The following is a 14150-nucleotide window of genomic DNA, read 5'->3' as shown; positions in this document are numbered from 1 at the left end:
TTCATCGGTACCGAAGCGCAGCGTAGCCCTGAAAAGCAGGACCCTTGCGCAGCTTGGGGAACGCCCAAATAAGCTAACTGTTGGCAATTTACAATTACACCACGGAATTAATAACTTGAAGATTTTAAGAAAGCCACTAAAAACCTGCGAGGTTTAAACATTACATTTTTGTACTTTTGCGGCTATGTCAGTTATTAAACCCTCATTAGCAAAAGGTACCCGTGATTTTTCTCCGGTTGAAATGGTAAAACGCAACTTTATTTACGATACCATTAAAACGGTTTTCAGAAAATATGGTTACGCCGAAATCCAGACCCCAAGTTTCGAAAACCTTTCGACTTTGACAGGGAAATATGGTGATGAAGGTGATAAACTGATTTTTAAAATTTTAAACAGTGGCGAATTTCTTAAAGATCCAAAAAAGAAATCTTTCGATTTTGCAGATGAAGATAATAGCAATAAACTGATTCCGCTAATCTCTGAAAAAGCCTTGCGCTACGATTTAACGGTGCCTTTTGCGCGTTACGTAGTGATGCACCAACACGAAATTACTTTGCCTTTTAAACGTTTTCAGGTACAACCCGTTTGGCGTGCAGACCGTCCGCAAAAAGGCAGGTACCGTGAGTTTTATCAGTGCGATGTGGATGTGGTGGGATCTGAAAGTTTATTGAACGAAGCTGAATTTATTTTAATCTACAACGAAGCTTTGAGCAAATTGGGTTTGAAAGATTTCAGCGTAAAAATTAACAATAGAAAAATTTTATCTGGTATTGCTGAGATTATCGGTAAACCAGATTTAATTATTGATATGACCGTAGCCATCGATAAATTAGATAAAATCGGTTTAGATGGCGTAAGTAAAGAACTTTTAGAACGTGGTTTTACAGAAGCGGATTTAGAAAAACTTCGTCCTGTAATTTTGTTGGAAGGCACTAATGAAGAAAAGCTGACTAGTTTGAAAACTGTTTTGGCGCAATCAGAAACAGGTTTAAAAGGTGTTGCAGAAATTGAACAGGTTTTCGAATATGTAGAAAGTTTGATTTCTTATGGCTTGCCGTTAACGGCTAAACTGGAATTGGATATTACTTTAGCGCGAGGTTTAAACTACTACACCGGCTGCATTTTCGAAGTTAAAACCAACGAAGTAGCCATGGGCAGCATTGGTGGTGGTGGCCGTTACGATGACTTAACCGGTATGTTCGGTTTAAAAGATTTAACCGGAGTTGGTGTTTCTTTCGGTGCCGACCGCATTTATGATGTATTGGAAGAACTTAACCTTTTCCCTGCCTCAGCAGAGGTTGGAACAAAAGTGTTGATCAGTAATTTTGATGCAGAAGCTGAAAAGTATGCTTTGCCAATTGTTCAGCAATTCAGAAATGCAGGGATCTCGGCAGAGTTGTACCCAAGTTCGGCGAAACTAAAAAAACAAATGGCCTATGCCGATGCGAAGAACATCCCTTACGTAATTTTAATTGGTGGTGATGAAATTGCAAGCGGAGAACTTACCCTAAAAGACATGCAAAGCGGTGAGCAGAAGAAGCTTACTGTTTTGGGTATTCTGGAGTTGTTGAAATAATAATTTATATTAACCACAGAGATCGCTGAGTTTTCACAGAGGCGGGAGGTGCGGTCGTCATCCTGAACTTGTTTCAGGATCTATTTGGTAAGTACTATTCTCGCTTGAATACTTTTCTGGTTTTCCCCTCATTAAAGATCCTGAAACAAGTTCAGGATGACGGACTTGGCGAATTTTCTGTGCATTCGATTCCCTCTGTGGTTAAACCTACCGTCCAACTCGCAATAAAACCGGGAAATGAACGTCTTTCTCCGCATCATCTCCCCAGGCTTCTTTTAATTCGGTAAACATATACTCTAATGGGTTGCGTTCATTCGCCTTTTTATAATGCTGCAAAGAAGACCAGGTATTTAAATAGCCAATCAGTTGGTTAAAATTCCAGGTGGTTTTAATCTGAAAATGAGGAGCAATGATCTCTTCAAAGGGAAAGGGGATGGTTTTATACCCCTCTTCAATATAACGGCGTTCGCTGTCCCAATATTTGCCTAAAATATCTTCGTAAAGTTTATGTACAGCCTTATCTACTTTTTTATCGATAAACATTAGGCCATAACCAATCACTGTAAAAAGGCCATTTGGTTTTAGTGTTCGTTTTACCTCAGCGTAAAATGCTTCAAAATTAAACCAATGAATGGCCTGTGCCACCGTAATCAGATCGAAACTAGCATTACCCACCGATGTTTGTTCCGCAGGTTCCACTTTGTAAGTAATATTTGGCAATTGAAAAGCATTTTTTAATTGATTCTCGCTGATATCTGTTGCATAAACGGCATCGAAATATTGGGCCAATACACGCGCAACCTGTCCGTTACCAGTAGCACAATCCCACGCCGTTTCTTTGCTTTTTACCAGCGAAAACAGATAGTCATATAATTCTTGCGGATAAGTTGGCCGGTAGATAGCGTAATCGGCAGATTGGGTAGAAAAATTATCTTTCATTTTATTAATGATTGAATATTGAATGAGAGAAGGAGTGAGTGAATAAAGTGAAAAGGACTCAGCTCTTTCCTTATAAAATTATTATATTTTTGGTTAAGAACTGTTGTTTAAATTAAATTTCATTCAATCATTCAAAACTCTCTCATTCAATCATTATATATTATGGAAAAAGCATTACAACAGAACGAAATTAAAGATATAGAATATCGGTTGAAATCTATTTTTGGTGGTTCGGTCGGTAATCTTGTGGAGTGGTACGATTGGTATACTTATTCTGCTTTTGCGCTTTATTTTTCTCCTGCCTTTTTCCCTAATAGTAATCCAACTGCACAGTTATTAGATACTGCAGGTATTTTTGCAGTAGGCTTTTTAATGCGGCCTATCGGTGGCTGGCTGTTTGGCAGCATTGCAGATAGGTTAGGGCGAAAACGTTCGATGACACTTTCTGTACTCATCATGGCAATAGGCTCATTGATTATCGGTTTAACCCCAGGTTACAAACAGATTGGAATTGCGGCTCCTTTGTTACTCATTTTTGCAAGATTGATTCAGGGCTTGAGCACTGGTGGCGAATACGGTACTTCTGCCACTTACCTCAGTGAAATGGCCACTAAAAAACATAGAGGGTTTTATTCAAGCTTTCAATATGTAACCCTGATTGGTGGGCAGTTACTGGCTTTGGGTATTCAATTAATCTTGCAAAACTGGTTGCTTACACCTGCCGAACTGCACGATTGGGGCTGGCGGATTCCATTTTTTATCGGCGCGATACTTTCTTTCATCGCGCTGTACCTGCGGAGACATATCGACGAAACCTCGGCTTTTAAAAGCAAAAACTCGGGAGACAAAAAAGGTGGCATTACGGTACTGATGAAATATCCAAAGGAAGTTTTTACCGTAGTAGGCTTAACTTTGGGCGGAACGATTGCCTTTTATACATTTAGCACTTATATGCAGAAATTTTTGGTGAATACGGTTCACCTGAGTAAAGAAACCTCTACAACATTATCATTCATTTCTCTGTTGGTTTTTGCCATTATGCAGCCGCTGTTTGGCCTGTTATCCGATAAAATTGGGCGTAAACCTTTATTAATTGGTTTTGGTGTGCTGGGTACTTTATGTACTTATCCAATTTTAACCGGTTTGGCGGGAGAAACCAATACTACTATCATATTCTTGCTGATGATTGGCGCTTTGATTATTGTAAGCGGTTACACTAGCATTAATGCCGTAGTTAAGGCAGAACTGTTTCCCGCTGAAATCAGGGCTTTGGGCGTAGGTTTACCTTATGCTTTAACTGTTGCCATTTTTGGCGGAACGGCAGAATATTTTGCGCTTTGGTTTAAAAATATCGGCCATGAAAATTACTTCTATTGGTATGTAACCGGATGTATTTTAATCTCACTGATTTTATATACCACCATGAAAGATACCAAACACCATTCTAAAATTGAGGACTAATTTCTTGGAGCTTAATACAATATGGGGCGTCATTCCCAACTTGATTGGGAATCTTAATGCAATCAAAACATCCCTTTTTTGTAATGAAATGTTGATGTGTCAGTCTGAGCCTGTCGAAGACCTTTCTTTAAACAACTTAAGTAGTCCTCGTTTGTAACGAGGATTATCGAGATCTGCATTTGTAATGCAGATAAACAAACTAAATGGCGATAAAATCGCCTTTCTCCTCCATCCTCGTTGCAAACGAGGACGATGAAAGCGTTACAATCTCCGTGTCAATCTGTGCTTCCGTGGCAAAAAGTCTTTGCGAGGAGTTTACAAATAATTACTCACCTCAATTAAATTCATATCCGGGTCGCGGAGGTAAATAGAGATGATTTTCCCATTGGCGCCAGTGCGTTCTACAGGCCCTTCCTCAATTTCGATGCATTTTTCTTTAAGTTCCTGCATCACTTCGCGTAAGGGGAAATCGGTAATAAAACATAGATCGGCTGTTCCGGGCATGGGTTTGAAAGCTTTTGGTTCAAACTCACCTCCATATTGGTGCAGGTTAATTTTCTGATTCCCAAATTTCAAAGCCTTTCTGTTTTCGCCAAATTCAATAATTTCCATTCCCAGGGCAAGGCTGTAAAACTTGCAGGTGCTTTCTAAATTGGCAACCGTTAGTACAAGGTGATCTAAGTTTTTAATGTCCATAGTAATAAGTTAGAACTAAAGCATCCGTCCTTTTGTTTTAGCTAAGCGTTATGCTTTCAATATTTGGTTAGTAAATTATCGACAAACAAAATACTCAATTTTTATATATTTACCATTATGCAAAACCTGCCTCCTTTAGCCGAACGTATGCGCCCTCAAAATCTCGATGAATATGTTGGTCAACAGCATTTAGTTGGAGAAGGTGCAGTATTGCGCAAAGCGATCGAAAGCAGTCAGCTTCCCTCCATGATTTTTTGGGGACCTCCGGGTGTGGGTAAAACAACTTTAGCCTATATTATTTCGCAGGCATTAGATCGTCCTTTTTTTAACTTAAGCGCCATTAACAGTGGCGTGAAAGATATTCGGGAGGTGATCGACAGGGCCGCACAGCTGAAGGATAGTTTTTTAGGCCTACCCATTCTGTTTATCGATGAGATTCACCGTTTTAGCAAATCGCAGCAGGATAGTTTGTTGGGAGCAGTAGAAAGAGGTTTGGTTACCTTAATTGGTGCCACAACCGAAAATCCATCTTTCGAGGTGATCTCCGCTTTACTTTCCCGCTGTCAGGTCTACATTTTAAAATCGTTAACTGAAACGGAGTTAGCGGGTTTATTGGAAACAGCCATTAAAAAAGATAGCATTCTTTCAGAGAAGAATATTGCTATAAAAGAGCACGAAGCATTGATCCGTTTATCGGGTGGTGATGCGCGGAAATTGTTAAACGTGCTCGAAATTGCCATTAATGGCATCGGTGGAAATAAAATTGTACTTACCAACGAAAATGTGCTGGCGCATGCACAGCAGAACCTTGCGTTATACGATAAAGCCGGAGAGCAACACTACGATATCATTTCGGCCTTTATCAAATCCATCCGTGGCAGCGATCCCAATGCCGCCGTTTATTGGCTGGCCCGGATGATAGAAGGAGGTGAAGATCCGTTGTTCATTGCCCGTAGATTACTGATCTTGTCTTCAGAAGATATTGGCAATGCCAATCCTAATGCCCTGCTTTTAGCCAATAACTGTTTTACTGCGGTAAATGTAATCGGTTATCCGGAGGCGCGGATTATTTTATCGCAGTGTGTAACCTATCTGGCCAGTTCGCCTAAAAGCAATGCATCTTATGAGGCCATTAATAAAGCACAGGCTTTGGTTAAGCAGACTGGAAATTTGCCTGTGCCTTTGCATATCCGTAATGCACCGACCAAACTGATGAAAAATATCGGTTATGGAAAAGATTACCAATATTCGCATGGATATGAAGGCAATTTTTCACCACAAGAATATTTTCCAGAAGAATTAAGTGGCACTAAACTCTACGATCCGGGAAAAAACCCTGCAGAAGAGAAGTTGCGTGAAAAACTTAAGCAAAACTGGAAAGACAAATACAAATATTAGTGTAACATTTTTTGCTGAATGCATACTAATAGATATATTGACTAAAATCAAACACCTAAACTAAATATGCTGAGTACTTTTTTAAGCCATCAAAGAAAATCTTTCTGGCGTTCGCGAAACAGGGGCAGTAGTATTGCTGGCCAGATTGTTTTGGGCTTTTTTATGCTCTATTTCTTTGCTGTAGCCGTTGGAGTAGGCTTTGGAATGAGTATTTTTCTTCCGAAAATTTTTCCAGATCAAAACATTCTAACAAGCTTTAACGGCATTATCCTCTATTATTTTGCATTCGATTTTATCATGCGCATGCAGTTTCAGGAGTTGCCAACATTAAGTATCATTCCTTACCTGCATCTCAAAATCCAGAAGAGTAAGATCATTAAATTTTTAAATGTTAAAGCACTGTTCTCAGCATTTAACCTTTGGCCATTTTTTATTTTTCTTCCGTTCTGTTTCATCAAAATTGCTCCGAGCCTTGGTGCAGTTACCACCATCATGTACATCGTCTCTATATTTTCGATCATGATTTTTAATAACTACCTGGTGTTGTACATCAAGCGGAAATCGATCACCAATACACTTTATACCTTTTTAGGCCTGGTTGTTATTGCTGCCTTTGCTGCTTTAGAATATTATAAGGTTATTTCAATCATGGCAGGTTCTGATGTGGTATTCAGGGCCATCGCTGCACAGCCGTTATATGGTTTTGTATTTACAATTGCTGCCATTGGTATTTTTTACTTCAATTCTAATTTCTTGCGTAAAAATTTATATGTAGAAGAATTAAGTACAAAGCAAGAGAAAAAAGGCAGTACCGATTATGCTTTCCTTAACCGCTTTGGTAAAGTTGGCGAACTGGCAGCTTTAGAGCTGAAATTAATCCTTCGCCACAAACGCCCTCGTTCTTCGGTTATTCTTGGTTTCTTCTTCCTGTTCTACGGCTTTATTTTTTATAAAGAAAAAGCAATAGATCGCGATGCTTTCGGACAAATGATGTTCGGTGCAATTTTTATGACTGGTGTTTCTATTATTATTTATGGCCAGTTTATGTTTGCATGGCAAAGTGCCCATTTTGACGGGATATTAGCCAATAAAATCAATTTTAAAGATTACATCAGGGCTAAATTTTTACTATTTACCATTGGCTGTACCATTATTACCTTATTGGCGAGTTTTTATGGGTTTTTAAGTCCGAAGTTATTACTCTTACACTTGGCGGCCTATTTATACAATATTGGTTTCGGAACTGTAGTAGTACTTTACCTTGCTACGTTAAACTATAAAAGATTAGATATTACCAAAGCGGCAAGCTTTAACTATCAGGGTACGGGGGCTACGCAATGGCTATTAATGTTCCCTTATGCACTTACCCCCATTTTAATTTATTTGCCTTTTGGCAAACTCGATAAACCTTATTGGGGATTGGTTGCTGTATCTGTTTTTGGCCTGGCTATGTTATTGCTGAGGGGCTTTTGGGTTAATTATATTGCAAAAAGATTAGAATTACAACGTTATAAAATAGCCGAAGGCTTTAGAGAATAATTATGATTTTAGAAGTTAAGAATTTACAAAAAGTTTATGGCGATAAAACCGTTGTAAACATCGAAGATCTGCAGATTGCCGCTGGCGAAACCGTTGGCTTGGTTGGAAATAACGGCGCTGGTAAAACCACTTTCTTCCGGATGCTTTTAGATTTAATCCGTCCAACTAATGGAGAGGTTTTATCAAAAGGCGAAAATGTAATGCACAACGATAACTGGAAGAATTATACTGCATCATTTTTGGATGAAGGTTTTCTGATTGATTATTTAACCCCTGAGGAGTATTTTATTTTTATTGGCAGTTTGAATAACTTAAGTGTAGCAGATGTTTCTGCCTATCTAAGTCAATACGGTGAGTTCTTTAATGGAGAAATATTAAACAGTGGAAAATACATCCGCGATTTTAGTAAAGGAAATCAGAATAAAGTAGGAATTGCGGCTGCCCTGATGCAGAAGCCAGAAATTTTAATTTTAGATGAGCCTTTTGCCAACCTCGATCCAACCACGCAGATCCGTTTAAAGAAATTGTTGAAAGAGCAAACAGGCAACATGACTACCTTTATTTCCAGTCATGATTTAAACCACGTTACCGACGTTTGTAACCGGATCATTTTGGTTGAAAAAGGGCAGGTAATTAAAGATTTTAAAACAGACGAAAATACATTGAAAGAGTTGGAGAGTTATTTCTCTGCCTAGTTTTTGTACTAAGAATGATACATTATCGAAGAGTCTCCGTTATTCGGGAACTCTTTTTTTGTGCGTATAATTTTTATTTAGGGTAAAATTTGGTCAAAACAGACAGAAAATACAGTTCGGTAATTTTTTGGCATTGTGTTTGAATATAAGGAGTAGAAATTATAAATCTAGATTATTATGAGTATTTCAAAAGTAAGAATAGCGACATTAAGTATAGGGTTAGCAGTAGGTTCGATGGCATTCCAAAGTTGTGATAGTTTAACTAAAACACAAAAAGGAGCTGGTATTGGTGCTGCAGCTGGTGGTGTTATTGGTGCATTGATCGGTAAAAAAGCCGGTAATACAGCAGTAGGTGCACTAATTGGTGGTGCTATTGGCGGTACAGCGGGAGCTTTTATCGGCCGTAGAATGGACAGACAGGCAGCTGAAATTCAGAAAGCTATTCCTAACGCAGAAGTTATTCGTGAAGGTGAAGGAATTATTGTAAAATTCGACAGTGGTATTTTATTCGATTTCGATAAAACGGCTTTGAAAGATGCGGCTAAAACAAACATCCAGAGTTTAGCTTCTTCATTAAATCAATATCCTGATACTGATATCAAAATTATCGGTCATACCGATAGCCGTGGTACAGAACAATATAATATGGGCCTATCGGAAAGAAGAGCAGCAGCGGTTAAAGCTTATGCGGTATCTCAAGGTGTTCCATCATCAAGGTTAGTTACCATTGGTAAAGGTTTTGCTGAGCCAATTGCAGATAACGAAACTGATGCAGGCCGTGCAGCTAACCGTCGTGTAGAGATTGTAATCGTTGCTAACGATGCATTAAAAGCGACAGCACAGAAACAAGGATAATATCGCAATTTCCCTCTACCTATGAGGTCATTATAAATGCAGCCCCGGTGTACTCCACCGGGTTTTTTTTGTTGCCGCATGAAACTTACGAAGTCGGCTTGGGCTGCGAGTCTGATAGACTTCGTAAGTTTTCTTGCAGAGTTAGTTGTGGTGTCAGATGTTACCATCTGACACTAGATAATAAACTAGTCTGTTTTTTGAAAAGCAGGTTCCTGTGCACATCGGTTCAGAAAGCCCTGCTAGCCACTTCAAGCCTCCACTTCGTTACGGACTTTCCGTTTCTATCAGGTTTAGTTAACTTGGGTTTTGTGCTGGCCACGCCAAACTTACGAAGTTTTCTAACCGCCCTGCAGTCCCAAATACTTGCACAAACTGAATGATCTAAACGGGATTGAAGCGGCATCCTCCCGATCCCGATTCTTCATCGGATTGGGAGATATAGCGAAAAGCCCGGCTGACATTAAAAAAAGCAAATGGCCTTGCTTTCCAAAAAGAAAGAATCTTATATCTTTCCCTGTTCTTCACCATGACCTGTAGCGCAGCGAAAAGCTACGCAGTAAACCGAGGATTAAGCGAGCTCACCGAAGGTAATTTATTTCAGGGTCTATCTAGCAGGAAGGATGCTGAAACGAGTTCAGTATGACAATCGTGTTAGGCAAAAGTGGCTAAAAACTGCTTACTAAGAATAAATATCTTCGAAATAACTTACCACAAGCGATTTCATCAGCATTTCCTGCTCGAGCATGGTGTAGGGAGGTATTGCTTTAATTAATTTCCAGTGTGGCCAGCCATCCTGATCTAAGCCCTCAAGCTCATAAAAGCCCATTTCGCTCAATAAACGGCAGGTAGCAATGTGCATCAGTTCCTCTTTTTGGCGTTTGCTGTATTTCTTTGGCCCTTTGCCCAATTCCTGAACACCAATTAGAAAAAGCATTACTTTTAAATCAGGAAAATCCGAATCAAATTCCTTTGAAATCTTTTCCTGTAAAACTTTCCACTTGGCATTAATCTCCGACGGCTTCATATCTTGCAAAGATAATGTAAAAAGGTGTAAGGCATAAGTAAAAGCTTTGCTGTTTTAACATAAAGCTTGAATCGTAATTGTATTTTTAGCTACATTTATAACCTATGGATACGAATATCAATAAAACAATTAATGCCGGTTTATTAGCTTATGGCATGTCGGGGAAGGTTTTCCATGCTCCTTTTTTACAGGCACATAGTGGGTTTAATTTAAAGGCTATAGTAGAACGCAGCCATAAAATTGCAGTTAACGATTATCCCAATATTACAAGTTATAATAGCGTTGATGAGCTTTTAAATGATGCAGAAATAGAATTGGTTGTTATTAATACACCCAATAATCTTCATTATGAGCATTCGAAAGCGGCATTAACCAGGCATAAGCATATTCTGGTTGAAAAACCATTTACGGCAACAGCTGCGCAGGCAAAGGAGCTTTTTGAGCTTGCCGATAGTGTAGGAAAACAAATCTTTTTCTACCAGAACCGCCGTTGGGACAGTGATTTTACCTCGGTTAAAAAGGTAATTGAAAGCGGTAAACTGGGGAAATTGAACGAAATGCACCTGCGTTACGATCGCTACCGAAATGTAATTGGGCCGAAGGCATTTAAAGAAAACCCGGTAGAGGCCAGCGGACTTTTATACGATTTAGGCCCGCACTTGTTAGACCAGGTAATCTGCTTGTTTGGCAAACCATTGAGTTACCATAAAATTCTGGGTAAGAATAGGGTAGGTACTTTGGTCGACGATTATTTCTCGATCCAACTGAGTTACCCTAATAGTTTGTATGTTTTTGTTACTTCGAGCATGTTGGTGGTAAACCCACAGGCAGGATTTGTTTTACATGGCGTAAATGGAAGTTTTATTAAACAAAGAACGGATATTCAGGAAGAACAGTTGCTGGCGGGTATGAAATTAACCGATCCGGGGTACGGCGTTGAGCCCGCAAGTAAAGATGGTTTATTAACAACCATTGATGCTGAAGGCCATAAAACCGAGGAGACAATTCCATCAGAAGTAGGAAGTTATTTACCGCTTTTCGAAGCTGTTTATCAAGCAATAAACAACAATCAACCTTATCCGGTTACACGCGAGGATGTTTTGACCCAATTAGAAATTATCGAAAGCTAACCCTTATCTCTCCATCTGTTAAATTCTTATAATCACCCTAAATCTGTGCAATCCTTTAAATCCGTACAATCCTTATTATGAACTCGCTTCCACTTGCCTACTTAATTCCTATTTTTCTAATTGCCCTTTATCTCATCCTTAAAAAAAAGAAGGCTACTGTTGAGCCTTTAACGGATGTAGACCAAAAGATACTGGATGATTATGTAGGGTATTACCATAATCTCGATTCGACGGATAAGCTGAGGTTTGAGCAGAAAGTGGCCGCGTTTTTCAGCACGGTTAAGATAGAAGCGGTGGGTTTAGAAATGACAACATTAGACGAGTTGCTGATTGCCTCGAGCGCAGTTATCCCCATTTTTGGTTTTGACGATTGGCAATACAAAAACTTAACTAGCGTTTTATTGTATCCGGATACTTTTAATAAAGATTTTCAGTTTGAAGGTGGCGAAAGGAATATTATGGGTATGGTAGGAACGGGTTATATGAATGGACAGATGATTTTATCACGCTCGGCCTTGCGACATGGTTTTTCTAAAAGTGCAGGGAAAGAAAATACGGCTATACACGAATTTGTGCACCTTTTGGATAAATCTGACGGCGCAACAGATGGTGTTCCAGAGAATTTAATTGCACATGAATATACTTTGCCCTGGATTAAGATGATGCATGAGGAAATGGAAAAAATTGAAGACAATAAATCGGATATTAACCCTTATGCCATTACCAATCAGGCTGAATTTTTTGCTGTGGTTTCTGAATATTTCTTTGAAAAACCTGAACAGTTAAGGGAAAAACATCCGGAATTATATTCTCAGTTAAGCCGCATTTTTGCGCAACAGCCTGCAGGTTAAAATGGTCAATTATCAAATAAAAATATTTGCAACAATCATCTGGAGCCTGGTCTCTATAACTGCTTTTGCACAGAAAACCTATGTGTTAAGACAAAATTACCCAACGGGTTATAAGTACGATTTCACACTTACTTCCGAACAGATCATTAACCAGAAAATTGCTGGCCGCGATGTGCATTTAACCCAAAGCATTGGAACAGATTATACTTTTGATATTACCGAAGGTCATAGCGGCGAAAAGGATGTGAAAGTAATATACAACAGAATTTTCATGAAATCTGTAGCGATGGGCAACACCATGACCCTCAATTCAGATGATCAGGATAGTACCAAAAAGAATCCTTTTAGCGGCTTAAAAGGGGCGTCTTTTTATATGACCGTAACCCCAAATGGTGGGATTAAAACAGTTGCTGGTATCGATAAAATGCTCGATAATATGGCGGCAAGGATGACTAAGGATACCAGTCAGGTTAAACAGATTAAAAATGCTTTAAGTAAACAATTTAGCAACGAGGTGGTGAAACAGACCATGGAATCGTCATTTAAAATTTACCCTGATAAACCCGTTAAAATAGGCGACAGCTGGACGGTTGATACCAAAATGCAGATGAGTATGCCCATTGAAACAATTACACAATACACATTGAAGGAGGTAAAAGACGGCATTGCTATACTAGGCGTAAAAGGCACATTGGTTTCAAAAGGAAATTTTGAAGTGATGGGCAACAAAATGGAAACTGATTTACAAGGAACCAACTCCGGAGAAACTTCACTTGATATGAAAACGGGAATTGTACTTAACAGCCACCTCCGTGTTGAGCTGTATGGTAAAATGAAATCGATGGGGCAGGACATCGATTTCGAAATGCAGGGTATTAATAAAATTGTAGGGAAAGAGGTTAATTAACTCATTTAGACCTCGCAGGTTTCAAAAACCTGCGAGGTCTTATAGAAAACTACAAACTACCTGTCAAAGCCACCAGAAATTCCGTCGGAATTTCGATATGCGGAATATGTCCGCAGGCATCAAATTCGATAATTTTAGCGCCGATAATTTTGGCTGCAGTCTGCTTCCCTAAAAGTTTATATTGCCCGTGTAAAGCCTGTTGATCTGGCGTAAGCAGGCCTTTGCCGACGATGGTTTTATCTTCCTTACCAATGAACAAAACGGTAGGAACCTTTAAATTCTGAAATTCGTAGACCACAGGTTGTTCATAAATCATGGTGTAAGTTAGTGCAGCAACTTTAGCCCAGCGCGGGTAGTCGGAACTATTGGTTACCCCTCCCGCAATGCTCACCAGGTATTCGTATTCGGGTTTCCAATACGTAAAATAAGAGCCTTGGTAATACCTTCGTACGCTTTCAGGCGTGGTTTTAAGTTCCGTTTGGTACTGTTGTGCAGTGGTGATGTAAGGAATGAAAGTTTTATAATCTTCTAGCCCGATTGGATTTTCGAGCAAGAGTTTTTCAGTTGTTTCCGGGTACATCAAAGCAAAGCGTGTAGCCAGCATACCACCCATACTATGACCTAAAACTACGGTTTTTTGAACGCCCAAGGTATCTAGAAGCCTTTTATTCCAGGTAGCCATTTGGTGGAAACTGTAATGGATAAATGCCTTAGATGATTTGCCAAAACCAATTTGATCAGGTACAATAACCCGGTAACCGATGTTGGTTAATGCTTTAATTACATTGCCCCAGTAATAACCTCCAAAATTTTTTCCATGGAATAAGATGGCTGTTTTTCCATTGGCTGCTGCGGTTGGTGCAACATCCATATAGGCCATTTTAATATCTTGCCCTTCGGTATTGATAGGGAAATATTTAACTGGATATGGGTATTTAACGTTATCAAGGGTGATAGATAGGGTATCTATTTTTTGTGCACGTACATGGCTAAAAACGAACAGGCTGAGGGCAAATAAAAGAAAATATCTCTTCATAATGGGTAATGATGTAAAAACTAAAAAGCTAATTGGCCCAAGT

Annotated in this window: 13 protein-coding genes; 9 read left to right on the top strand and 4 right to left on the bottom strand. The window is 39.2% G+C overall.

What is annotated here, in order from left to right; translation table 11 throughout:
- The first annotated feature begins 184 nt into the window (after positions 1 to 184).
- The gene (gene hisS, locus AC1DNH_RS17450) at positions 185 to 1576 is read left to right on the top strand and encodes a histidine--tRNA ligase (RefSeq protein WP_477609392.1); all 1392 of its coding nucleotides are present in this window, start codon (positions 185 to 187) and stop codon (positions 1574 to 1576) included.
- A gap of 207 nt (positions 1577 to 1783) precedes the next feature.
- Here hisS and AC1DNH_RS17445 read toward each other — a convergent pair whose 3' ends face one another.
- Entirely contained in the window at positions 1784 to 2515 is a 732-nt protein-coding gene (locus AC1DNH_RS17445) for a class I SAM-dependent methyltransferase (protein WP_477585240.1), read from the bottom strand.
- 162 nt (positions 2516 to 2677) lie between these two features.
- Here AC1DNH_RS17445 and AC1DNH_RS17440 point away from each other — a divergent pair, with 162 nt between their 5' ends.
- Positions 2678 to 3976, top strand: a complete 1299-nt coding sequence (locus AC1DNH_RS17440) for an MFS transporter (protein ID WP_477611276.1) — start codon at positions 2678 to 2680, stop codon at positions 3974 to 3976.
- A 315-nt stretch (positions 3977 to 4291) separates the two neighbouring features.
- Here the strand turns inward: AC1DNH_RS17440 and AC1DNH_RS17435 are convergent, their stop codons facing one another.
- Complete coding sequence (locus AC1DNH_RS17435) at positions 4292 to 4672, bottom strand: VOC family protein (protein ID WP_477579943.1); 381 nt, start codon at positions 4670 to 4672, stop codon at positions 4292 to 4294.
- A 117-nt stretch (positions 4673 to 4789) separates the two neighbouring features.
- Here AC1DNH_RS17435 and AC1DNH_RS17430 point away from each other — a divergent pair, with 117 nt between their 5' ends.
- The 4 genes from AC1DNH_RS17430 to AC1DNH_RS17415 all read left to right on the top strand — a co-directional run bounded on the left by AC1DNH_RS17430 (position 4790) and on the right by AC1DNH_RS17415 (position 9159).
- Entirely contained in the window at positions 4790 to 6070 is a 1281-nt protein-coding gene (locus AC1DNH_RS17430) for a replication-associated recombination protein A (protein ID WP_477579945.1), read from the top strand.
- 66 nt (positions 6071 to 6136) lie between these two features.
- The gene (locus tag AC1DNH_RS17425; protein WP_477609985.1) at positions 6137 to 7609 is read left to right on the top strand and encodes a DUF5687 family protein; all 1473 of its coding nucleotides are present in this window, start codon (positions 6137 to 6139) and stop codon (positions 7607 to 7609) included.
- A 2-nt stretch (positions 7610 to 7611) separates the two neighbouring features.
- Positions 7612 to 8304 (top strand): ABC transporter ATP-binding protein, encoded by a 693-nt coding sequence (locus tag AC1DNH_RS17420; RefSeq protein WP_477579948.1) that lies wholly within the window; start codon positions 7612 to 7614, stop codon positions 8302 to 8304.
- A gap of 177 nt (positions 8305 to 8481) precedes the next feature.
- Positions 8482 to 9159 (top strand): YiaD family glycine zipper/OmpA-like lipoprotein, encoded by a 678-nt coding sequence (locus AC1DNH_RS17415; RefSeq protein ID WP_029274435.1) that lies wholly within the window; start codon positions 8482 to 8484, stop codon positions 9157 to 9159.
- A 679-nt stretch (positions 9160 to 9838) separates the two neighbouring features.
- Here AC1DNH_RS17415 and AC1DNH_RS17410 read toward each other — a convergent pair.
- The gene (locus AC1DNH_RS17410) at positions 9839 to 10183 is read right to left on the bottom strand and encodes a hypothetical protein (RefSeq protein WP_131028267.1); all 345 of its coding nucleotides are present in this window, start codon (positions 10181 to 10183) and stop codon (positions 9839 to 9841) included.
- Positions 10184 to 10287: 104 nt separating this feature from the next.
- Between AC1DNH_RS17410 and AC1DNH_RS17405 the strand changes: the two genes are divergently transcribed.
- The 3 genes from AC1DNH_RS17405 (at position 10288) to AC1DNH_RS17395 (ending at position 13071) form a co-directional block, all read left to right on the top strand.
- Positions 10288 to 11313 carry a Gfo/Idh/MocA family oxidoreductase gene (locus AC1DNH_RS17405; protein WP_477579951.1) on the top strand — a complete coding sequence of 342 codons (1026 nt, stop codon included), beginning with the start codon at positions 10288 to 10290 and terminating at the stop codon, positions 11311 to 11313.
- Positions 11314 to 11390: 77 nt separating this feature from the next.
- Positions 11391 to 12164 carry a M90 family metallopeptidase gene (locus AC1DNH_RS17400; protein WP_477579953.1) on the top strand — a complete coding sequence of 258 codons (774 nt, stop codon included), beginning with the start codon at positions 11391 to 11393 and terminating at the stop codon, positions 12162 to 12164.
- On the top strand, positions 12142 to 13071 hold the full coding sequence (locus AC1DNH_RS17395) for a DUF6263 family protein (protein WP_477579955.1): 930 nt from the start codon (positions 12142 to 12144) through the stop codon (positions 13069 to 13071). Before AC1DNH_RS17400 ends, AC1DNH_RS17395 begins: the two co-directional genes overlap by 23 nt.
- A gap of 49 nt (positions 13072 to 13120) precedes the next feature.
- On the opposite strand, the gene AC1DNH_RS17390 is transcribed toward AC1DNH_RS17395, so the two are convergent.
- Positions 13121 to 14107 carry an alpha/beta fold hydrolase gene (locus tag AC1DNH_RS17390; protein ID WP_477579957.1) on the bottom strand — a complete coding sequence of 329 codons (987 nt, stop codon included), beginning with the start codon at positions 14105 to 14107 and terminating at the stop codon, positions 13121 to 13123.
- Positions 14108 to 14150 lie beyond the last annotated feature (43 nt).

Source organism: Pedobacter sp. 01N310 (assembly GCF_056399805.1).
Note: the sequence above shows the minus strand (reverse complement) of the source record. Positions and strands in the feature narration are given on the sequence as shown.

Excerpts from the sequence above, each read along its gene's own strand:
- AC1DNH_RS17415 (WP_029274435.1), top strand. The coding sequence starts at position 8,482 with ATGAGTATTTCAAAAGTAAGAATAGCGACATTAAGTATAGGGTTAGCA.
- AC1DNH_RS17420 (WP_477579948.1), top strand. The coding sequence starts at position 7,612 with ATGATTTTAGAAGTTAAGAATTTACAAAAAGTTTATGGCGATAAAACC.
- AC1DNH_RS17445 (WP_477585240.1), bottom strand. The coding sequence starts at position 2,515 with ATGAAAGATAATTTTTCTACCCAATCTGCCGATTACGCTATCTACCGG.
- AC1DNH_RS17435 (WP_477579943.1), bottom strand. The coding sequence starts at position 4,672 with ATGGACATTAAAAACTTAGATCACCTTGTACTAACGGTTGCCAATTTA.
- AC1DNH_RS17430 (WP_477579945.1), top strand. The coding sequence starts at position 4,790 with ATGCAAAACCTGCCTCCTTTAGCCGAACGTATGCGCCCTCAAAATCTC.
- hisS (WP_477609392.1), top strand. The coding sequence starts at position 185 with ATGTCAGTTATTAAACCCTCATTAGCAAAAGGTACCCGTGATTTTTCT.
- AC1DNH_RS17410 (WP_131028267.1), bottom strand. The coding sequence starts at position 10,183 with ATGAAGCCGTCGGAGATTAATGCCAAGTGGAAAGTTTTACAGGAAAAG.
- AC1DNH_RS17390 (WP_477579957.1), bottom strand. The coding sequence starts at position 14,107 with ATGAAGAGATATTTTCTTTTATTTGCCCTCAGCCTGTTCGTTTTTAGC.
- AC1DNH_RS17440 (WP_477611276.1), top strand. The coding sequence starts at position 2,678 with ATGGAAAAAGCATTACAACAGAACGAAATTAAAGATATAGAATATCGG.
- AC1DNH_RS17400 (WP_477579953.1), top strand. The coding sequence starts at position 11,391 with ATGAACTCGCTTCCACTTGCCTACTTAATTCCTATTTTTCTAATTGCC.
- AC1DNH_RS17425 (WP_477609985.1), top strand. The coding sequence starts at position 6,137 with ATGCTGAGTACTTTTTTAAGCCATCAAAGAAAATCTTTCTGGCGTTCG.
- AC1DNH_RS17405 (WP_477579951.1), top strand. The coding sequence starts at position 10,288 with ATGGATACGAATATCAATAAAACAATTAATGCCGGTTTATTAGCTTAT.